We start from the raw sequence: 21482 nt of genomic DNA, 5'->3' as shown, positions 1-21482 counted from the left end.
GCCCCTCCCTCCTTACAGTTCAGCGACAAGTTTGTCCACGATGTCGCTATTAGCAGCTTCATCCACGGAACGTTCGATGATCTTCTCGGCGCCAGCAACAGCCAGGATAGCAACTTGCTTACGCAGCTCTTCGCGAGCACGTTTACGCTCGGCGTCAATTTCCGCCTGCGCCTGTGCCACGATTTTAGTACGTTCCTGTTCTGCTTCAGTTTTAGCTTCGTCCAGGATCTGAGCACGGCGTTTGTTCGCCTGCTCGATGATTACCTGAGCTTCCGCCTTCGCTTTTTTCAGCTGGTCGGTCGCGCTGGCCTTTGCAAGGTCAAGATCCTTATGTGCTCGTTCTGCGGAAGCAAGGCCGTCAGCAATTTCTTTCTGACGTTTTTCGATGGCAGCCATTAACGGCGGCCATACGTACTTCATGCAGAACAGAACGAACAGGACAAACGCGATGGCCTGGCCGAGGATTGTTGCGTTAAGATTCACAGCACAATGCCTCTATCTAGTTAACGTTCTGATATTGCTCTTAATTCAAGCAACGCTTACTACGCGACAGCAAACATCACGTACAGACCCAGACCTACAGCGATCATTGGGATTGCATCCACCAGACCCATAACGATAAAGAACTGAGTACGCAGCAGAGGAATCAGATCCGGTTGACGCGCTGCGCCTTCCAGGAATTTACCCCCGAGGATGCCGATACCGATCGCAGCACCGATTGCCGCCAGACCCATCATCACAGCGGCAGCAATGTACAGCAGATCCATATTCAGGTTTTCCATGACAGTCTCCAGTTTGTTTCAGTTAAAACGTAGTAGTGTTGGTAAATTAATGCTCTTCAGATGCCATCGACAGATAGACAATCGTCAGAACCATAAATATGAAGGCTTGCAGCGTGATAATCAGTATGTGGAAAATGGCCCATGGCACATTCAGAATCCACTGTGACCACCACGGCAACAGACCAGCAATCAGAATGAAAATCAGCTCACCAGCGTACATGTTACCAAACAGTCGCAGACCAAGAGAGATTGGTTTGGACAGCAGGCTTACCCCTTCAAGGATTAAGTTGATAGGGATGAACGCCCAGTGATTGAACGGCTGCAGCGTCAACTCTTTCGCGAAGCCACCGATGCCTTTCATTTTGATGCTGTAGAACAGAATGAGGATAAATACGCCCAGCGCCATCGACAGGGTGATGTTCACGTCAGCGGACGGAACCACACGCAGAGCCGGCAGGCCAAAGATATGCTCGCCGATGTACGGCAGCAGGTCGATAGGCAGCAAATCCATAAAGTTCATCAGGAATACCCAGACGAAAATCGTCAGGGCCAGCGGAGCAATCAGCTTGCTTTTGCCATGGTACATGTCTTTCACGCTACCATGCACAAAGCCGATTACCAGCTCAATCGCGGTCTGAAATTTACCTGGTACGCCGCTGGTCGCCTTTTTGGCAACGCTACGGAACATTAACAGGAACAACAGACCCAGAACCACCGAGAAGAAAATGGAGTCAATATTGAGCGTCCAGAAGGTGGCTGGGGGGTTGTGCGGATCCACCAGCGAGAATGTACGTAGGTCCAACTGAAGGTTATTCAGATGGTGTCCTATGTAATCCTGCGGCGTCATATTTTCTGAAGCCATGATGCCTTTACCCTTTGTTGTTAATTACAGCCGGCGCCAGTATCTGAACCACCAGCACCAAAACCCACGTAACGATCAGCGGCACGAATACCGCTTTCAAAACAGCCAACGCCACCATCAGCAACACTAGCATAGCTAACACCTTGAAGGCTTCGCCGAATGCGAACGACCAGGCTACCCGACCTTTCGCTGGTGTATGCACCTGGTGACGCCAGGCGAATATCATAAACAACACGTTGGGCAGTAACACTGCCAATCCTCCGCACAGTGCGGAGATGCCCCAGAAGGGGTCTTTGAGGCTAAACAGCAATCCACTTGCTATTACCGCCAGAAGTTGTGTGAGCAAAAGCTTACGAGCAACGTTTCGACTCAAGAGCGACATAGACATCACGTGTTTACTCCTGCTCCCTTCGAGGTATGCCGCGTGTCGTATAAAACGTTCTTTATGGCTTAGAGTCAAGCATCAAAAAGCGGTCAAATTATACGGTGCGCCTTCGTGATTTCAAACAATAAGTAGCTAAAAAGTGAATAAATGTTTAAATATTTTTCGCTGCGCCACATTTATTACTTTTTGGCAAACTGTGAACGATCATGCAAAACTGCAAATGCCGCGAAAACACTGGCGTCAAAGCGTGCACCAGATCACATATTGAACATATACACCTTCGCATAATTTATTAACGTGGCAAATGATGCCATTTCATCTTTTTGATATTTAAGCGTAAAAAGCGCCACTATTTCAAAAACAACGTCTAACAACAAAAAAACCACCGATTGACATTTATAATAAAAAATTAACACAAACGGTAATTCTTAGGTTCTATTTTTAGCAGACTGATATTTTCACAGTTGACTTGTTTCGCTTTTAACAAAAAACGGTACGTTATAGTTATGATGCAAAACCGTAAGGTGTTGGTGAAATGTAACAGCATTTCACCACACTATTCCCTATGACTTTTAACACCTGAAGAGCCGTCTTTTCTCTATTTTTTTTGATAAAAATTAAATTTTGTTTGGCTTAATAACCACCAAATGACGTTCGCCATCCAACTGCGGGACGCGCAATTTTTCGACTGACTCGACGCTAAATTTAACCGGCAGCGAGGCAATTTCATCTTCAGGCAACTGTCCTTTTAGCGCATAAAAGCGCCCGTTCTGACCAGGCAAATGATGGCACCAGCTCACCATATCATTGAGAGACGCAAAAGCACGGCTAATCACCCCATCAAATGGCGGCTCTGAAGGAAATTCTTCCACCCGACTTTGCACAGGCGTGATGTTAGTCAGACCAAGCTCATGCTGCACCTGACGTAAAAAACGGACGCGTTTTCCCAGGCTATCCAACAGTGTGAAATGCGCTTCAGGACGCACGATAGAGAGCGGAATTCCCGGCAGACCCGGTCCCGTGCCAACATCAATAAAGCGCTCGCCCTTCAGATAAGGCGCGACAACAATACTGTCCAGAATATGGCGTACCAACATTTCGTTGGGATCCCGCACTGACGTCAGGTTGTATGCTTTGTTCCATTTGTGCAGCATATCGACATACGCAATCAGCTGATTTTTCTGGTGATCGGTAAGAGAAATACCGGCATCAGCCAGCAGACGAGAGAGTTTGTTGAGCACGGTCGTTACCTGTTAATAATCAAATGCCCGATGCGCTTTCGCTTATCGGGCCTACAAATTTGCAGGGCGGGCAAGCGAAGCTCCCCGCCAAATTAGTGTTATCAAGCGCTGCGGCGCAGCATACCTTGTTTTTTCAGCCATACCAGCAGAATGGAGATAGCGGCAGGCGTTACGCCAGAAATGCGCGATGCCTGGCCGATCGATACCGGTTTGTGATCGTTTAGTTTGGCGATGACTTCGTTCGACAAGCCCGAGACCTGGCGATAATCCAGCGTTGCAGGCAACAGGGTATTCTCATTACGCTGTTGTCTTTCGATTTCTTCCTGCTGACGAGCGATATACCCTTCGTATTTCACCTGAATCTCAACCTGTTCCGCGGCCTGAGCATCATCAAGCGCCGGTGCGAATACAGATAAAGAGGTCAACTGAGCATAGGTCATATCCGGGCGACGCAGCAGATCTTCACCGCTAGCCTCACGAGATAAAGGTGTTGCCAGGTGAGCATTCACTTCTGCTGCAGATTCCGCTAACGGGTTTACCCAGGTTGATTTGAGACGCTGGCGTTCCTGTTCGATGCGCTCCAGCTTCTCGTTGAAGCGAGCCCAACGCTCATCGTCCACCAGACCCAGTTCACGACCTATTTCCGTCAGACGCAGATCGGCGTTATCTTCACGCAACATCAAGCGATATTCAGCGCGTGAGGTAAACATGCGGTACGGTTCTTTGGTTCCCAGCGTGCACAGATCGTCAACCAGCACGCCAAGGTAAGCCTGATCGCGACGCGGCGCCCAGCCGTCTTTCTCTGCAGACAAGCGTGCGGCGTTGAGACCAGCCAGCATGCCTTGCGCGGCGGCTTCTTCGTAACCGGTTGTACCATTGATCTGGCCGGCAAAGAACAGACCCTGGATAAATTTGCTCTCCAGCGTCGGTTTCAGGTCGCGCGGATCGAAGAAATCGTACTCAATGGCGTAGCCAGGGCGAACGATACGGGCGTTTTCCATCCCCTGCATTGAGCGGACAATCTGCATCTGCACATCGAACGGCAGGCTGGTGGAGATACCGTTCGGATAAATTTCGTTAGAGGTCAGTCCTTCCGGTTCGAGGAAGATCTGATGCTGGTTGCGATCGGCAAAGCGCATTACTTTGTCTTCGATCGACGGGCAGTAGCGCGGGCCAATACCTTCGATCACGCCAGCGTACATTGGGCTACGATCGAGGTTATTGCGGATCACGTCATGGGTTTTCTCATTGGTATGCGTGATGTAGCACGGCATTTGGCGCGGATGCTGAGAAGCGTCGCCCAGGAATGAGAAGACCGGCATTGGGTTGTCGCTGTTTTGCTGACCCAGCACGCTGAAATCAATCGTACGTGCATCAATACGCGGCGGCGTACCGGTTTTCAGGCGGCTGACGCGCAGCGGCAGTTCACGCAAACGGCGTGACAGTGGGATGGACGGCGGATCGCCAGCACGGCCACCGCTGTAGTTGTCCAGACCAATATGAATTTTGCCGTCGAGGAAAGTCCCCACGGTTAATACGACCGCCTTAGCACGGAACTTCAGTCCCATTTGGGTGACGGCACCCACAACACGATCGTTTTCAACAATCAGATCTTCAACCGCCTGTTGGAAGATCATCAGGTTGGGTTGATTCTCCAGCGCGGTGCGTACCGCCTGACGGTAGAGCACACGATCGGCCTGAGCTCGGGTAGCGCGAACGGCTGGCCCTTTGCTTGCGTTTAGTATCCTAAACTGGATACCTGCATGGTCGATCGCTTTTGCCATCAATCCACCAAGCGCATCCACTTCTTTTACCAGGTGTCCCTTCCCAATACCGCCAATCGCCGGGTTGCAACTCATCTGCCCCAGCGTGTCGATATTGTGTGTCAAAAGCAGGGTCTGTTGTCCCATTCGCGCCGCGGCCATTGCGGCCTCGGTGCCTGCATGACCCCCGCCAATGATGATGACGTCAAAAGGATCCTGATAAAACATGGTAATTGCCTCGCATAACGCGGTGTGAAAATGGATTGAAGCCCGGGCCGTGGATTCTACTCAACTTTAGTCGATCGAGAAAGACCTGGGATCCTGGGTATTAAAAAGAAGATCTTTTTATTTAGAGATCTGTTTTATTGTGATCTCTTATTAGGATCGCCAGTTTCTGTGGATAAGGGCGATCCTTTGAATAAGATCAACAGGTTGCTGAGGATCATTAGCTGTGAATGATCGGTGATCCTGGTCCGTATAAGCTGGGATCAGAATGAAGGGTTATACACAACTCAAAAACTGAACAGCCGTTATTCTTTGGATAACTACCGGTTGATCCAAGGTTTTAACCAGAGTTATCCACATAAAAAAGTGCGATCTTTACAAATCTCTGAGCAATGGATGCCAGGATCCCAGCCAAATTTCAGCCGGATCTTCCGGAATTTCATGTTCCAGCACATTGATCTTCAGCGTTTCGCCGATCTGTTTTGCCCCACAGGCTTTCAGTTCCGCTTCCAGCTTGTCGATTGCGCCGCAAAAGGTGTCATATTCACGACTGCCGATGCCGATTGCACCAAAGCGTACCTGAGAGAGGTCAGGTTTCTGCTCGCATAATGCTTCATATAAAGGCAGTAGATTGTCAGGAATGTCTCCAGCACCGTGTGTGGAGCTGATCACCAGCCAGATCCCTTCGCCTGGAACCTCATCCAGCATTGGGCCGTGCAGTATTTCGCTGGAAAAACCAACGTCGTCCAGCTTTTCAGCCAGATGTTCTGCTACATATTCCGCACTGCCAAGCGTGCTGCCGCTGATAAGAGTGATGTCTGCCATGCTCGCCCACCTTTATAAAGAAGGCGCATTGTACGCTGTGAGCGAGCTGGGATCTACCTGTGGAAAAATGTGGGATTAAAAAAAATGATCACGGCTTGATGGTGCGCATAATCGGGTTCTGCAGGACGATCAGGGTTTCAGTGGACTGAATTTCATCAATTGTTTGGATCTTGTTGATAAGTACCTGTTGCAGCGCGTCGATCGATTTGCACATCACCTTAATAAAGATGCTGTAGTGCCCGGTGGTGTAATACGCTTCAGTTACCTCATCAAGACTTTCCAGCCTGGCCAGCGCTGACGGATAGTCCTTCGCGCTTTTCAGGATGATGCCGATAAAGCAGCCAACGTCATAACCCAACTGTTTGGGACTGACATCAATACGCGCACCGGTGATGATCCCGGCCTGCTTCATTTTTTCTACGCGAACGTGAATTGTCCCCGGACTAACGCCAAACTGTTTGGCCAATTCAGCGTAGGCGGTGCGGGCATTTTCCATCAGGGCATCAAGAATGCCGCGGTCCAGATTGTCGATCTGATAATTTTCCATAGGTTTTTCTTATGTAGATTAATGATTCTTTCTATTTTAGACGTAAATTTTAACGAATTAAAATCGAAGTCGGCTTTTTGTTTGTTGATTATTGAATATTACCTCCGTTCTGTTGCTTAATCATAGGCAACAGGACACAGGAGTACACATAATGAAAACCGCTTACATTGCCAAACAACGTCAAATTAGCTTCGTAAAATCTCATTTTTCTCGTCAGCTGGAAGAGCGTTTAGGTCTGATCGAAGTTCAGGCTCCGATCCTCAGCCGCGTAGGAGATGGCACGCAGGATAACTTGTCGGGCTGTGAAAAAGCGGTGCAGGTGAAGGTTAAAGCATTGCCAGACGCCCAATTCGAAGTGGTTCATTCACTGGCGAAGTGGAAGCGTCAAACGTTAGGACAACATGACTTTAGCGCAGGCGAAGGGCTGTACACGCACATGAAGGCCCTGCGTCCCGATGAAGATCGCCTCTCCCCGCTGCACTCAGTGTATGTTGACCAGTGGGACTGGGAGCGCGTGATGGGCGACGGCGAGCGTCAATTCTCCACTCTGAAAAGCACGGTAGAGGCTATCTGGGCGGGAATTAAGGCCACCGAGGCTGCGGTTAGCAAAGAGTTTGGTCTGGCACCGTTCCTGCCAGAGCAGATCCACTTTGTTCATAGCCAGGAGTTGTTATCTCGTTATCCGGATCTTGACGCGAAAGGCCGTGAACGTGCGATCGCTAAAGAGCTGGGCGCAGTATTCCTGGTAGGGATCGGCGGTAAGCTCAGTGATGGTCATCGTCATGATGTACGCGCGCCGGATTATGATGACTGGAGTTCGGCCTCCGAGCTGGGTCATGCCGGTCTGAACGGTGATATTCTGGTCTGGAACCCGGTTCTGGAAGATGCGTTTGAACTGTCTTCTATGGGGATCCGCGTGGATGCTGACGCCCTGAAACATCAACTGTCTCTGACCGGTGATGAAGATCGCTTGAGTCTGGAATGGCACCAGGCGCTGCTGCGCGGTGAAATGCCGCAGACGATTGGTGGTGGCATTGGACAGTCGCGTCTGACCATGCTTCTGCTGCAATTACCGCACATTGGTCAGGTTCAGTGTGGCGTATGGCCGGCTCAGGTACGTGAAAGCGTTTCTTCTCTGTTGTAAGAATTAACGCCGCCAGCGTCTGAGCAGGCGGCTTCGCATCCCGGTATCAAAGCGCCAGATATGGTCGAAAATGCGCATGATGCCGGGTTTGCCGTGTGCTGACATCGCCACCGCATGAAAACGATGCTGGTGCACCCGCTGTAATTCACCCACTTTATTGACGACCTCATCGGGCAATCGCTGAGCGATAAAATCAGAGATCACCACCGCATCGGCATCAAACCATTCCCGACCCTGCATGCGCTCTATAATGGCGCGAAAGCAGCTGGCAATATCGGTACCGCCGCGAAAACGCTGGCTTAAAAAACGGATCGCTTGTTCAATACCTTCCGGGCCAGACAGCTCATAGCGCACCACTTCTGTTGAAAACAGCATAATGAAACAGCGCCGGTTATCGGCCAGGGCGACGCGCATTAGCGCCAGGCAAAAGGCTTTCGCACACTGCTCATTAAACCCGCCCATTGATCCCGACGTATCTACGCAGACGATAAAAGGTCCGCGCGGCTGCTCATCAAAATCTTGATGCACCACCGGACGTTCCGTTACTTTCTCGCGCCATGCCTCGCCGTGCAGACGATAGGTTAACAGCTGTTTTTCCACCAGCCGACGGTAGAATTCGTATTCCAGTTCAGTAATGCCCAGCGTGGCCAGTTCCGGCGGCAACAGGCGCAGGATGTCGTCGCTTTGCTGGATGCCATCCACCTGTTCCGGGACGGTGGCGGGTTCCCGCACAAGGGTACGGAAGGTTTCCATTGGCGCATCTTTACGCGGCACAGATTTCGCTTCTCTGGAACGGCCTAACTGTTCAGCCAGACGCTGGAGTTCGGGTTGTTGCGTCAGGAATTCGCCGTATTTCACCATCAGTTGATAATCGCCGCGCTTGATTTGACCTGCGCTCATATCCCATAACCGGCCTGCGGCGTTGTCGTTTTCTGCCAGAACGGGTTCCAGTTGCCCGCTGAGGGTCATTCGCTCCTGGACTTCACTGAGTAAATGTTCACGCTCATCTTCCAGCAGTTGCTGATTCAGCGTTGTAGTTTGTACCACCAGACTCAGGCGCCAGCGCTGGAGAAAAAGCGTATGCAGGGCGGGCGTAAAGGTACTGTTGTCATCAACCAGTTGCTGAGCTTGCCCGGCCCACGGCGAATGGAGGCGGTGCAATAGCGATAATATTTGCGGGAGCTGGACTATAAACTGCGCATGAGAGAGGAGCTGGCTTTGTTGGTAACAAATGACCTCTTCCGTCAACTCCGGCGGTACATGGGTATCTTTGAGACGACTGCGCAATGATTCACGCCAACGGGGAATATCGTCAGTAATCGCTTTTTTAAGGCGGGGAAACTTTTTAAAAAACACCACCATCTTTGGAGAAGCCAGCAGGGCGACGATCATCTCTTCGATCATCGCCTCTTCGCTGACAGCCAGCATGATATTGAGCGTATCAAGAGTTAGCATTGTTGCGCCTGGCGGATTTGTGCCCCGACATCCTGCAGGCTGGCCTCAATGCGGCCTAACCAGTCGCTATGAATAAACAGACATTTTTGCTGTTCGCTGAATGCGCTGTGCTGCTGGTGCCACTCGTTATCAAGTGCTTCAAGCTGCTGTTTTATCTCATCAGGCATACTCTCTTGCGATGCGCCGGGCAGCGCCAGACGAGAGCCTTGCAAACTGACGTCGCGCACAACCAGGTGCTGTGCGCTATCGACTTCCATGTTCAGCGTTTGGGCGAAGCCGATCCCGTTTAATTTTCCGCGGATCTCACCGCCTTTGGTCAGCCAGAGTTCCAGCGCACTACGTTCAAAAGCAATATGGATAACTTCCATATCATGCAACTTTAAAGGCTTTTGCAGCAGTAATGTCACGACTGAAGATGTGGCTTCCGGGGGTAAATCATAATGAGGACGACGGCTGAACATGCCGCCCTGACGGATCACCGTGAATGCTGTTTTGTCGCTTTGCTGCTGCTGGAGCTGGATGCGGCGCTGCACAATGCTGGCCAGACGCGTCAGCATGGCTTGCTGCTGCCAGGCGTGTCCGGTCATCAATATTTCGAGCTGCTGTTGCATCAGATTCAGGCTTTGCGCGTCGTACCACAGGCAATCTTTCAACAGGATCAGGTCGATAGGCACGACCGCATCACGTCCGCTGAAGAAGGCACTGGCCTGGAGTAAGCGGATAGCTTTTTTCCAGCGGCGATCGGATACATAGGGGGCATTCGGTAATGCGTCTAGCTGTTGGCGCAGCGTGAAAATAAGCTCAAAGACGCGATCGGGAAGCTTGATGGCGCCAATGTCCTTTTGCCACTGGTAATACTCTTCATCCGTCACCTGTAACGACGCCGGGACCGGGTTGTCACTTTCATCCTGCTGGCTTAACAGCATGGAGCGGAAGTTGGCTTTGTCCTGAACTTTATCCAGCCACAAGCGGATCAGCATACGGTCGTACAGGGCTTCCAGGCTGCTGTCTGCTTCAGGCAGTTCGTTGGAGGCGGCCACCAGCAGACGCATCGGGATTTTTTCTTCATGCGCGCCGTTACGAAAATGCCGTTCGTTAATGGCGGTCAGCAGGGTGTTGAGAATGGCCGGGCCTGCTTTCCAGATTTCATCGAGAAAGACAATTTCAGCTTCGGGTAAATAGCCCGCCGTTAAGCGTTCATAGCGACCTTCGTCTTTCAGCGCCTGGATAGACAGCGGGCCAAACACCTCTTCCGGTGTAGAGAAGCGCGTCATCAGGTATTCGAAAGCGCGGGCGTTTTGAAAGGCGAACTTTAGTCGACGGGCGATTAAGCTTTTTGCGATCCCTGGAGGACCTAATAAGAATACGCTCTCGCCGCTTAGAGCAGCCAGCAGGCAAAGGCGAATGGCGTGGCTACGTTCATAAAGTCCCTTTTCCAGCGCATTGCTCAGACGGGAAATTCTTTCCGCTAATAAATGTGGGTGAGCCATAATGAAGTGGCGTCCTTTCGCCAAATGTACTGCATAAACTGCGAGTATAGATGCTTCACACCAGTGCAGTAATAGACTGAAGGTGCGCTTATTTTTCTTTGAGCCAGATTAATCTGGTCTCATTTAGGGGTACGATTTTGTGATTAATCGTGCATACTGTGCGCCTTTTTGTGGGCCAAGGGACGACGCACACATTTCTTATATATACACCATATCAATCATACTGCACCAAGGCGGCAATGGAGTTTTCTTCTGGGATGGGGGGAATAACGAATGCAGCCCACACGGAGTGGCATGAATGATGATGTGTATAAACGAAAGACGAGTCTATGAGCACTGATAATAAACAATCATTGTCTGCGATTACCCTTGCGGCCATTGGGGTTGTCTACGGTGATATTGGTACCAGCCCACTTTATACGCTTCGTGAATGTTTGTCTGGCCAGTTTGGTTTTGGCGTTGAACGTGATGCTGTGTTTGGTTTTCTCTCGCTGATTTTCTGGCTGCTGATCTTTGTTGTCTCCATTAAATATCTGACGTTTGTCATGCGGGCGGATAACGCCGGGGAAGGTGGGATCCTGACGTTGATGTCATTGGCCGGGCGTAATACCTCGGCGCGAACAACCTCAATGCTGGTCATCATGGGGTTGATTGGCGGCAGCTTCTTCTATGGTGAAGTGGTGATTACGCCAGCCATTTCAGTGATGTCGGCGATTGAAGGTCTGGAGATCGTTGCTCCGCAACTGGATACCTGGATTGTTCCGCTCTCGATTATCGTGCTGACCCTGCTGTTTATGATTCAAAAACACGGTACCGGCATGGTTGGTAAACTGTTTGCGCCGATTATGCTGCTATGGTTCCTGACGCTCGCGGTATTAGGCGTGCGCAGTATTATCGGTAATCCAGAGGTACTGCAGGCGCTAAATCCTTACTGGGCGGTGCATTTCTTCCTCGAATTCAAAACGTTGTCCTTTATTGCGCTGGGCGCGGTAGTGCTGTCGATTACCGGTGTTGAAGCGTTATATGCGGATATGGGCCACTTCGGTAAGTTGCCGATTAGACTGGCATGGTTCTCCGTAGTATTGCCTTCGCTGGTGCTGAACTATTTTGGTCAGGGGGCGCTGCTGTTAAAGCATCCTGAAGCGATCAAAAACCCGTTCTTCCTGCTGGCGCCGGACTGGGCATTGATACCGCTCCTGATCCTTGCCGCACTGGCAACGGTTATCGCTTCGCAGGCGGTTATTTCCGGTGTCTTCTCGCTGACGCGCCAGGCCGTGCGTCTGGGGTATTTGTCGCCGATGCGTATCATCCATACTTCGGAAATGGAGTCAGGGCAGATCTACATTCCTTTCGTTAACTGGATGCTCTATTTCGCGGTAGTTATCGTGATTGTGAGCTTTGAACACTCCAGTAATCTGGCCGCGGCGTACGGGATTGCGGTTACGGGGACGATGGTACTGACGTCTATTCTGTCTACCACCGTGGCGCGCAAAAACTGGCACTGGAATAAATACTTCGTCTTCCTGATCCTGGTGGCGTTCTTATGCGTCGATGTTCCGCTGTTCTCCGCGAACCTCGATAAACTGATTTCCGGCGGTTGGCTGCCTCTGACGCTGGGTCTGGTGATGTTCACCATCATGACCACGTGGAAAAGCGAACGTTTCCGTCTGCTGCGTCGCATGCATGAGCACGGCAACTCTCTGGAGGCGATGATCGCCTCTCTGGAGAAATCCCCACCGGTACGCGTACCGGGAACGGCGGTATATATGTCTCGTGCGCTGAACGTCATTCCGTTTGCGCTTCTGCATAACCTCAAGCATAACAAGGTGTTGCATGAACGTGTGATTCTGCTGACGCTGCGTACGGAAGATGCGCCATACGTGCACAACGTGCGTAGGGTGCAGATTGAGCAGTTATCGCCCACCTTCTGGCGCGTAGTGGCCAGCTACGGCTGGCGTGAAACGCCGAACGTTGAGGAAGTGTTCCATCGCTGCGGTCTGGAAGGCTTAAGCTGTCGGATGATGGAAACCTCCTTCTTTATGTCACACGAGTCGCTGATTGTCGGCAAACGACCATGGTATTTGCGTCTGCGCGGCAAGCTATATCTGCTGCTCCAGCGCAATGCGCTGCGTGCGCCGGACCAGTTTGAAATCCCACCGAACCGGGTTATTGAGCTTGGTACTCAGGTAGAGATTTAAGGTAATCGACGCCCTCTTTCATTGCGAAAGGGGGCGTTTTGTTTTGTCCCTCCCAGTTTTCATTTCATCGAATGATAATCCTTGCGAAACGTTTCGATGGCGATCACATTTTCGTAACGTCGCGGTGGTTTTCTGTCCACTCTTCGCACTACACTTCTCTTCAGCGAAACGTTTCGCTAGTGGGGAAAGAAAATGAAGAAAGGCACGGTACTCAACTCTGAAATTTCAACGGTGATCTCCCGTCTGGGGCATACCGATACGCTGGTGGTGTGTGATGCAGGTTTACCCATCCCGAACAGCACAACGCGTATTGATATGGCATTAACCCAGGGCGTACCTTCTTTTATGCAGGTACTGGATGTGATTACACGTGAAATGCAGGTTGAGGCGGCCATTCTCGCGACGGAAATTAAACAACATAATCCGCAACTCCACGAAACGTTGCTCAGCCACATTGAGCAACTGCAACAACACCAGGGAAACACCATAGAAATTCGTTACACCACGCATGAACAATTCAAAAAACAAACCGCAGACAGTCAGGCGGTAATTCGCAGCGGAGAGTGTTCTCCGTATGCGAATATCATTCTCTGTGCTGGCGTCACGTTCTGAGGCCATCATGAACGCATTACTGCAACTCAAAGGGATCGATAAAGCGTTCCCGGGCGTAAAAGCGCTATCCGGCGCTGCGCTGAATGTCTATCCAGGTCGCGTAATGGCGCTGGTGGGCGAAAACGGCGCGGGCAAATCCACCATGATGAAAGTGCTGACCGGGATCTACACCCGTGATGCTGGCTCTTTATTGTGGCTGGGGAAAGAGACCACCTTTAATGGCCCAAAATCCTCTCAGGAAGCCGGAATCGGTATCATCCATCAGGAATTGAACCTGATCCCGCAACTCACTATCGCTGAGAACATTTTTCTTGGCCGTGAGTTTGTGAATCGCTTTGGCAAAATTGACTGGAAGAAGATGTACGCCGAAGCCGATCTGCTGCTCGCCAAACTCAATCTGCGCTTTAAAAGCGACAGGCTGGTCGGGGAGCTGTCGATTGGCGATCAGCAGATGGTTGAAATCGCCAAAGTACTGAGCTTTGAATCGAAAGTCATCATTATGGATGAGCCGACGGATGCGCTCACCGATACCGAAACCGAATCCCTGTTCCGCGTTATCCGCGAGCTGAAATCGCAGGGGCGCGGCATTGTCTATATCTCCCACCGTATGAAAGAGATCTTCGAAATCTGTGATGACGTGACCGTCTTCCGGGACGGGCAGTTTATTGCCGAGCGTGAAGTCGCAACGCTGACCGAAGACTCGCTGATTGAAATGATGGTGGGACGTAAGCTGGAAGATCAGTACCCGCGTCTGGAAAAAGCGCCGGGCGATATCCGCCTGAAGGTCGATAATCTGTGCGGCCCTGGGGTAAACGATGTTTCGTTCACGCTGCGTAAAGGCGAGATCCTTGGCGTATCGGGGCTGATGGGCGCCGGACGTACCGAGCTGATGAAAGTGTTGTATGGCGCATTGCCGCGCACCAGCGGCTACGTCACGCTTGATGGGCATGAAGTTGTCACCCGTTCGCCACAGGATGGTCTTGCAAACGGCATCGTCTATATTTCTGAAGACCGTAAACGTGATGGCTTAGTGCTGGGCATGTCGGTGAAAGAGAACATGTCATTGACCGCGCTGCGCTATTTCAGTCGCGCCGGCGGAAGCCTGAAGCATAAAGATGAGCAGCAGGCGGTAGGTGATTTTATTCGTCTGTTTAATGTTAAAACGCCATCGATGGAACAGGCTATCGGCCTACTATCCGGCGGTAACCAGCAGAAAGTGGCCATTGCGCGCGGTCTGATGACCCGACCAAAAGTCCTGATCCTCGATGAACCAACGCGCGGCGTCGACGTTGGGGCTAAGAAAGAAATTTATCAGCTTATCAACCAGTTTAAGGCCGATGGGCTGAGCATCATTCTGGTCTCCTCTGAGATGCCAGAAGTATTGGGCATGAGCGATCGTATTATCGTTATGCATGAAGGGCATCTCGGCGGTGAATTCACTCGCGAGCAGGCCACTCAGGAAGTATTAATGGCTGCCGCTGTGGGCAAGCTTAATCGCGTGAATCAGGAGTAAAAAAGATGACTACCCAGGCTGTTTCTGGTCGCCGTTATTTCACTAAAGCATGGCTTCTGGAGCAAAAGTCGCTCATCGCTCTGTTAGTGCTGATCGCGATTGTTTCCACCATGAGCCCCAACTTTTTTACCGTTAATAACCTGTTCAACATTCTTCAGCAAACGTCGGTAAACGCCATCATGGCCGTCGGCATGACGCTGGTTATCCTGACGTCGGGTATCGATCTGTCCGTCGGCTCCTTGCTGGCGCTTACCGGTGCGGTGGCAGCTTCCATTGTCGGTATTGAAGTCAATGCGCTGGTGGCCGTTGCCGCTGCTCTGGCGCTCGGCGCTGCTATTGGCGCAGTAACCGGGGTCATTGTCGCGAAAGGCCGCGTGCAGGCGTTTATCGCCACGCTGGTGATGATGCTGCTGCTGCGCGGTGTGACCATGGTGTACACCAACGGCAGTCCGGTAAATACCGGGTTTACTGACAATGCCGATCTGTTTGGTTGGTTTGGTATTGGTCGTCCGTTAGGCGTCCCTACGCCTGTGTGGATCATGGGGATTGTCTTCCTGGCGGCGTGGTACATGCTGCATCACACGCGTCTCGGTCGTTATATTTATGCGCTGGGCGGTAACGAAGCGGCAACGCGTCTGTCCGGTATCAGCGTGAGTAAAATCAAAATTATCGTTTACTCCCTGTGCGGTCTGCTGGCATCGCTGGCGGGCATCATTGAAGTGGCTCGCCTCTCCTCTGCGCAGCCGACAGCAGGTACCGGCTATGAGCTGGATGCTATCGCCGCGGTGGTGTTAGGCGGTACCAGCCTGGCGGGCGGAAAAGGACGTATTGTTGGGACGCTGATCGGCGCATTGATTCTTGGTTTCCTCAATAATGGTTTGAATTTGTTAGGTGTATCCTCCTATTACCAGATGATCGTCAAAGCGGTGGTGATTTTGCTGGCGGTACTGGTAGACAACAAAAAGCAGTAACAACGATTACAGGACATCTTAAATATGAACATGAAAAAACTGGCTACCCTGGTTTCTGCTGTTGCGCTGAGCGCCACCGTGAGCGCGAATGCGATGGCGAAAGATACCATTGCGCTGGTGGTCTCCACCCTCAATAACCCATTCTTTGTGTCTCTGAAGGATGGCGCGCAAAAAGAGGCGGATAAGCTGGGCTACAACCTGGTGATTCTGGATTCACAGAACAACCCGGCGAAAGAGCTGGCTAACGTTCAGGACTTAACGGTTCGCGGGACTAAAATTCTGCTGATCAACCCGACTGATTCCGATGCCGTGGGTAACGCCGTGAAGATGGCAAACCAGGCGAAAATTCCGGTGATTACGCTTGATCGTCAGGCGACCAAAGGTGAAGTGGTGAGCCACATTGCGTCTGATAACGTACTGGGCGGTAAAATCGCCGGTGATTACATCGCGAAGAAAGCAGGTGAAGGCGCGAAGGTTATCGAACTGCAGGGGATTGCCGGTACTTCAGCGGCGCGTGAGCGTGGCGAAGGTTTCCAGCAGGCCGTTGCGGCACACAAATTTAACGTACTGGCCAGCCAGCCGGCAGACTTTGACCGCACCAAAGGTCTGAACGTCATGCAGAACCTGCTGACCGCGCATCCTGATGTGCAGGCCGTATTTGCCCAGAACGATGAAATGGCGCTGGGTGCGCTGCGCGCACTGCAAACCGCAGGTAAATCTGATGTGATGGTGGTTGGATTTGACGGCACGCCAGATGGCGAAAAAGCAGTAAATGATGGCAAACTGGCTGCGACCATTGCTCAGTTGCCGGATCAGATCGGCGCGAAAGGCGTGGAAACTGCGGATAAGGTTCTGAAAGGCGAGAAGGTTCAGGCTAAATATCCGGTTGATCTGAAGCTGGTCATCAAGCAGTAACACCGATTCAGGTCGCTCGCGGCCTGATGGAGACATAAATACGCCATCCCTGGGCCTGGTTCTAAGGATGAAAGCGTAAAAAGAAAAGCAGGGCACGCGCCACCCTAATCCGGTGGCGCACTTTACTGGACACTCCGAACATGAAAACCGCAGGCAACCTCGTTGTTCTTGGCAGCATCAATGCCGATCACATCCTCAACCTTAAATCTTTCCCAACGCCTGGTGAAACCGTAACCGGTAGCCATTATCAGGTCGCATTTGGCGGAAAAGGCGCTAATCAGGCTGTTGCTGCGGGTCGTAGTGGCGCGAACATCGCGTTCATTGCCTGTACGGGTGATGATGATATTGGCGAAAGCGTGCGTAAACAGTTGGCCAAAGATAATATCGATATTGCGCCGATAAGCGTCATTTCGGGGGAATCGACCGGTGTGGCACTGATCTTTGTGAATGGTGATGGCGAGAACGTCATTGGCATTCACGCCGGTGCGAACGCAGCCCTTTCTCCTGCGCTGGTGGAAGCACAACGCGACCGCATTGCGCAGGCTTCCGCCTTACTGATGCAGTTAGAGTCGCCGATCGAAAGCGTGCTGGCTGCGGCAAAAATTGCGCAGCAAAATAAGACCACGGTCGCCCTTAACCCGGCACCGGCGCGTGAACTTTCTGACGAACTGCTGGCGCTGGTGGATATTATTACCCCGAATGAAACCGAGGCTGAGAAGCTGACGGGGATCCGGGTAGAAAACGATGAAGATGCGGCCAAAGCAGCGCAGGCATTACACGCCAAAGGGATCCATACTGTACTGATTACTTTAGGTAGTCGCGGAGTGTGGGCCAGCGTGAATGGTGAAGGTCACCGCGTGCCTGGTTTTAAAGTGGACGCCGTTGATACCATCGCTGCCGGGGATACCTTTAACGGCGCATTAATTACAGCGTTACTGGAAGAGACTCCGCTGCCTGAAGCGATCCGTTTTGCCCATGCGGCTGCGGCGATTGCGGTCACCCGTAAAGGTGCGCAGCCTTCCGTTCCATGGCGCGAAGAAATAGAAGCGTTTTTAAGTCAACAGAGGTAACGCTTGGCTACAATGAAGGACGTCGCCCGCCTGGCGGGTGTTTCTACGTCGACGGTTTCTCACGTCATCAATAAAGATCGCTTTGTCAGTGAGTCTGTCACTGACAAAGTTGAAGCGGCAATTAAAGAGCTTAACTACGCGCCTTCCGCGCTGGCGCGTAGTCTCAAGTTAAACCAGACCCGCACCATTGGCATGTTAATCACTGCCAGTACCAATCCTTTTTATTCCGAACTGGTTCGTGGCGTTGAACGTAGCTGTTTTGAACGCGGCTACAGCCTGGTGTTATGCAATACCGAAGGCGATGAACAGCGCATGAACCGCAATCTGGAAACGTTGATGCAAAAACGGGTGGATGGCTTGCTGCTGCTCTGCACGGAAACACATCAGCCTTCCAGAGAGATAATGCAACGCTATCCTTCTATTCCTACCGTGATGATGGACTGGTCGCCCTTTGATGGCGAAAGCGATTTGATTCAGGATAACTCCCTGTTAGGCGGGGACTTAGCCACTCAGCATCTTATCGATAAAGGTTTTACGCGCATTGCCTGTATTACCGGGCCGCTGGATAAAACACCGGCGCGTTTACGTCTGGAAGGATATCGGGCGGCTATGAAGCGAGCGGGCTTGCCTGTCCCGGAAGGTTACGAGATCACCGGTGACTTTGAGTTCGGCGGTGGTTTTGAAGCTATGCAAACGTTGTTATCACATAAACAGCGGCCGCAGGCCGTTTTCACCGGGAACGATGCAATGGCCGTCGGCGCGTATCAGGCATTGTATCAGTCAGGATTGCGTATTCCGCAGGATATGGCGGTGGTGGGTTATGATGATATCGAACTGGCACGCTATATGACGCCGCCGCTGACGACCATCCATCAACCCAAAGATGAATTGGGCGAACTGGCCATCGATGTGTTAATCCACCGGATGGCGCAGCCCGCATTGCAGCAGCAACGCCTGCAACTTACTCCTGTTTTGATGGCGCGGGGGTCGGTTTAGGCTTATGCCGATCTTTGATCAGGTTACGTCCATCTTTGGCTTTTAGCAGCATAAACATCAGGGCGGAGACAATAGTGATCGCGCCCATGGTTATGAAGGTGTAATGGAACTGTTCAACCGTATTGGTACCTTCCATGCCTTCATAGATACGCAGGACGGCGGCGCTGATAGCGACCCCTAAACTGATCGACAGTTGCTGCGTAACGGCCAGCACACTGTTACCGCTACTGGCGTTCTCATCGGTCAGGTCCGCCAGAGTGATGGTATTCATTGAGGTAAACTGGGTGGACATCGCCATACCTAAAATAAACAACGGTAGGATCAGCATCCAGACCGGCATGGCAGGCGATTGCAAAGCGAATTGCGCAATCATCAGGCCGATAAACACCGTTACACCCACCAGTGTCGTTCTGTAGCCGAGTCGGCGCAGCACCTGCGTCACCATTGATTTTGCCAGTATTGATCCCAGCGCCGTTGGCGCCATCATGCAACCCGCAATTAGCGCCGGATATCCAAAGCCTACCTGCAGCATCAGCGGCATTAAGAACGGCACACATCCGGTACCCAGACGCGTGGCAAGGTTTCCAGCTATTCCGACGGAAAAGGTTCTGGTCTTAAATATTGGAAGCGATATAAGCGGCGTTGGGTGACGGCGCGCGTGACGAATGTAGGCAAGCAGCAACAGAATACTGGTCACAATAATGCTGAGTGCGACCCAGGTAGCGACAAGCTTCTCACCAAATAGCTCAACACCGCTGGAAAACAACACCAGGCTCAGGCCAAAGAGGAAGAAACCTGTCATATCAAAGCCGCGGCGCGGCGTGGTGAAGTTCGGCATATATTTGCGTGCATAGAAGATACCCGCCACGCCAATGGGAATATTAATCAGGAAAATCCAGTGCCAACTGGCCCACGTGACCAGAACACCGCCCAGTACCGGACCTAAAATTGGACCCACAAGACCAGGCATGGTCACGAAGTTAAGCACAGGGAGGAGTTCGCTGCGCGGGTAAGCTCGCAATAAAGCCAGACGGGCAACAGGCATCATCATCGCGCCGCCGATGCCCTGGATGACGCGGAAAACCACCAATTCACTTAAGGAACTGGATAGCGCGCAGGCCAGCGATCCCAGCGTAAACAGGCTCACAGCAATCATAAAGACGCGTCGGGTACCGAACCTGTCTGCCAGCCATCCACTCACCGGGATCAGCATGGCGACCGTCAGGGTATAGCTGATAATAGCCGACTGCATGGCGAGTGGAGAGCGGTTAAGGCTGTGCGCTATTGCGGGTAAGGCGGTATTGAGGATAGTGGCGTCTAATGCCTGCATAAAAAAGGCCATGGCTGCTATCCACGGCAGCCCGGCCATACTGCGAGATTTCTTTTCTGACATATTATTTATCCGGTAGCACGTTCGGTGCTATCAGCAATGCCTGACAGGCAGTGAAGGCGCGATCGCCATCGCTATCCTCTATTGCATCGACAATGGCCTGGTGCAAATCCAGCTTCACCACATCGTTATAGGTAATAGAGGTAAAGTAAGTCTGGTAGACGGAATGGAAAAGTGATGCAAAGGAGATAAGGAACGGATTCGCACTCATTTCATAGATGTGCTCATGCCAGGCGATATCAACTTCTATCCAACGGTCGCGCCGGAAATTTCTTTTCAGCTCGACCATCTCTTCCATCAGTGTATTGAGATGCGCTTTCTGTTCTGCCGTCCCGATAGTCGCCGCCAGTAAACAGGCCTGAGGCTCCAGACTGATACGCATCACCAGAAAATGTTTTATGACCTGAGGGAAATTATCTTCCGTCATCCACCAGGTAAGCAGCTCCTGGTCGAGGAAGTTCCAGTTTGCCTGAGGCATGACGCGAGTGCCAATACGCGGGCGCGGTAATACCATACCTTTTGCCGTTAACGTTTTTACCGCTTCTCTTACTGCGGTACGACTCACGCCAAACTGATCGCCCAGCTCTATTTCACCGGGCAGGATAGCTCCCGGCGCGTATTCACCTTTTAATATTCGCTGGGCTAGCTTTTCGGCCAGAACGTAGGACAGATTCTTCTGTGCGGCTAGCTGTTGGGCATTTAAAGGCATGAATGTTCTTCCTTACTCTTTTTCTTATTCATTAGTATGCCACCAGGAAGTGTGATTGCGGCTGCATAAACGGCAAATTGCTTATTTTATGGCATGTTAATGGTGCTTTTGGTGAAAAAATACGCATTCAGAAAGTTATTTTAAATTTCCCCTTGTCAGCCTGAAATAACTCCCTATAATGCGCCTCCACTGACACGGAACAACGGATTACATGCCGCCGGGTCAGCGGAGAAAAGCGTAAATAAACGCTTGACTCTGAAGCGGGATAGCGTAATATGCACACCCCGCGCCGCTGAGAAAAAGCGAAGCGGCACTGCTCTTTAACAATTTATCAGACAATCTGTGTGGGCACTCGAAGATACGGATTCTTAACGTCGCAAGACGAAAAA

At 51.5% G+C, this 21482-nt stretch carries 20 protein-coding genes; 8 read left to right on the top strand and 12 right to left on the bottom strand.

All coding sequences use genetic code 11. The annotated features are described in order from the left end of the window. Nucleotides 1–12: 12 nt before the first annotated feature. The 8 genes from atpF to asnC all read right to left on the bottom strand — a co-directional run bounded on the left by atpF (nt 13) and on the right by asnC (nt 6630). Nucleotides 13–483, bottom strand: coding sequence for a F0F1 ATP synthase subunit B (atpF, locus tag ACVXHP_RS12085; RefSeq protein ID WP_003827022.1), 471 nt, complete (start codon nt 481–483; stop codon nt 13–15). 59 nt (nt 484–542) lie between these two features. Continuing rightward, nucleotides 543–782 carry a F0F1 ATP synthase subunit C gene (atpE, locus tag ACVXHP_RS12080; protein ID WP_003023794.1) on the bottom strand — a complete coding sequence of 80 codons (240 nt, stop codon included), beginning with the start codon at nt 780–782 and terminating at the stop codon, nt 543–545. 46 nt (nt 783–828) lie between these two features. Then, complete coding sequence (gene atpB / locus ACVXHP_RS12075; protein ID WP_006687768.1) at nt 829–1644, bottom strand: F0F1 ATP synthase subunit A; 816 nt, start codon at nt 1642–1644, stop codon at nt 829–831. A gap of 7 nt (nt 1645–1651) precedes the next feature. After that, nucleotides 1652–2032 (bottom strand): F0F1 ATP synthase subunit I, encoded by a 381-nt coding sequence (gene atpI, locus ACVXHP_RS12070; protein WP_447571527.1) that lies wholly within the window; start codon nt 2030–2032, stop codon nt 1652–1654. Nucleotides 2033–2646: 614 nt separating this feature from the next. Next, nucleotides 2647–3270, bottom strand: coding sequence for a 16S rRNA (guanine(527)-N(7))-methyltransferase RsmG (rsmG, locus tag ACVXHP_RS12065; protein ID WP_304702537.1), 624 nt, complete (start codon nt 3268–3270; stop codon nt 2647–2649). Nucleotides 3271–3371: 101 nt separating this feature from the next. Continuing rightward, on the bottom strand, nt 3372–5261 hold the full coding sequence (mnmG, locus tag ACVXHP_RS12060; RefSeq protein WP_200008922.1) for a tRNA uridine-5-carboxymethylaminomethyl(34) synthesis enzyme MnmG: 1890 nt from the start codon (nt 5259–5261) through the stop codon (nt 3372–3374). 372 nt (nt 5262–5633) lie between these two features. After that, a complete protein-coding gene (gene mioC, locus ACVXHP_RS12055; RefSeq protein ID WP_200008923.1) occupies nt 5634–6083 on the bottom strand; it encodes an FMN-binding protein MioC in 450 nt (149 codons plus the stop codon). Between the two features lie 88 nt (nt 6084–6171). After that, on the bottom strand, nt 6172–6630 hold the full coding sequence (asnC, locus tag ACVXHP_RS12050) for a transcriptional regulator AsnC (RefSeq protein ID WP_003023780.1): 459 nt from the start codon (nt 6628–6630) through the stop codon (nt 6172–6174). A 151-nt stretch (nt 6631–6781) separates the two neighbouring features. Here asnC and asnA point away from each other — a divergent pair, with 151 nt between their 5' ends. Next, nucleotides 6782–7774: an aspartate--ammonia ligase gene (gene asnA / locus ACVXHP_RS12045; protein WP_200008924.1), complete on the top strand. Its 993-nt coding sequence runs from the start codon at nt 6782–6784 to the stop codon at nt 7772–7774. A gap of 3 nt (nt 7775–7777) precedes the next feature. Here asnA and viaA read toward each other — a convergent pair whose 3' ends face one another. Together viaA and ravA are read right to left on the bottom strand one after the other, a co-directional pair. Further along, on the bottom strand, nt 7778–9229 hold the full coding sequence (viaA, locus tag ACVXHP_RS12040; protein ID WP_316130348.1) for an ATPase RavA stimulator ViaA: 1452 nt from the start codon (nt 9227–9229) through the stop codon (nt 7778–7780). Further along, the gene (gene ravA, locus ACVXHP_RS12035; protein ID WP_200008926.1) at nt 9223–10719 is read right to left on the bottom strand and encodes an ATPase RavA; all 1497 of its coding nucleotides are present in this window, start codon (nt 10717–10719) and stop codon (nt 9223–9225) included. The genes viaA and ravA overlap by 7 nt, the downstream gene beginning before the upstream one ends. A 329-nt stretch (nt 10720–11048) precedes the next feature. Here ravA and kup point away from each other — a divergent pair, with 329 nt between their 5' ends. From kup to rbsR, 7 genes are all read left to right on the top strand, one after another. Beyond that, nucleotides 11049–12917 carry a low affinity potassium transporter Kup gene (kup, locus tag ACVXHP_RS12030; RefSeq protein WP_042311390.1) on the top strand — a complete coding sequence of 623 codons (1869 nt, stop codon included), beginning with the start codon at nt 11049–11051 and terminating at the stop codon, nt 12915–12917. 192 nt (nt 12918–13109) lie between these two features. Beyond that, the gene (gene rbsD / locus ACVXHP_RS12025; protein WP_447571526.1) at nt 13110–13529 is read left to right on the top strand and encodes a D-ribose pyranase; all 420 of its coding nucleotides are present in this window, start codon (nt 13110–13112) and stop codon (nt 13527–13529) included. A 7-nt stretch (nt 13530–13536) separates the two neighbouring features. Next, the gene (rbsA, locus tag ACVXHP_RS12020) at nt 13537–15042 is read left to right on the top strand and encodes a ribose ABC transporter ATP-binding protein RbsA (RefSeq protein WP_016157825.1); all 1506 of its coding nucleotides are present in this window, start codon (nt 13537–13539) and stop codon (nt 15040–15042) included. A 5-nt stretch (nt 15043–15047) separates the two neighbouring features. After that, entirely contained in the window at nt 15048–16013 is a 966-nt protein-coding gene (rbsC, locus tag ACVXHP_RS12015) for a ribose ABC transporter permease (RefSeq protein WP_003023762.1), read from the top strand. Between the two features lie 24 nt (nt 16014–16037). Continuing rightward, nucleotides 16038–16928 (top strand): ribose ABC transporter substrate-binding protein RbsB, encoded by an 891-nt coding sequence (gene rbsB, locus ACVXHP_RS12010; protein WP_088902911.1) that lies wholly within the window; start codon nt 16038–16040, stop codon nt 16926–16928. A 140-nt stretch (nt 16929–17068) separates the two neighbouring features. Next, nucleotides 17069–17998: a ribokinase gene (rbsK, locus tag ACVXHP_RS12005; RefSeq protein WP_042311386.1), complete on the top strand. Its 930-nt coding sequence runs from the start codon at nt 17069–17071 to the stop codon at nt 17996–17998. A 3-nt stretch (nt 17999–18001) separates the two neighbouring features. Next, nucleotides 18002–18994, top strand: coding sequence for a ribose operon transcriptional repressor RbsR (gene rbsR / locus ACVXHP_RS12000; RefSeq protein ID WP_087857265.1), 993 nt, complete (start codon nt 18002–18004; stop codon nt 18992–18994). On the opposite strand, the gene mdtD is transcribed toward rbsR, so the two are convergent. Further along, entirely contained in the window at nt 18960–20387 is a 1428-nt protein-coding gene (mdtD, locus tag ACVXHP_RS11995) for a multidrug transporter subunit MdtD (protein WP_038635809.1), read from the bottom strand. The two genes, rbsR and mdtD, sit on opposite strands and share 35 nt — an antisense overlap. Before the next feature lies 1 nt (nt 20388). Continuing rightward, complete coding sequence (locus ACVXHP_RS11990; RefSeq protein ID WP_042311382.1) at nt 20389–21093, bottom strand: FadR/GntR family transcriptional regulator; 705 nt, start codon at nt 21091–21093, stop codon at nt 20389–20391. Nucleotides 21094–21482: the final 389 nt, after the last annotated feature.

This window comes from Citrobacter freundii complex sp. 2025EL-00176, from assembly GCF_053309355.1.
The sequence above is the reverse complement of the archived record's forward strand: the minus strand, read 5'-3'. Positions and strand labels throughout refer to the sequence as shown.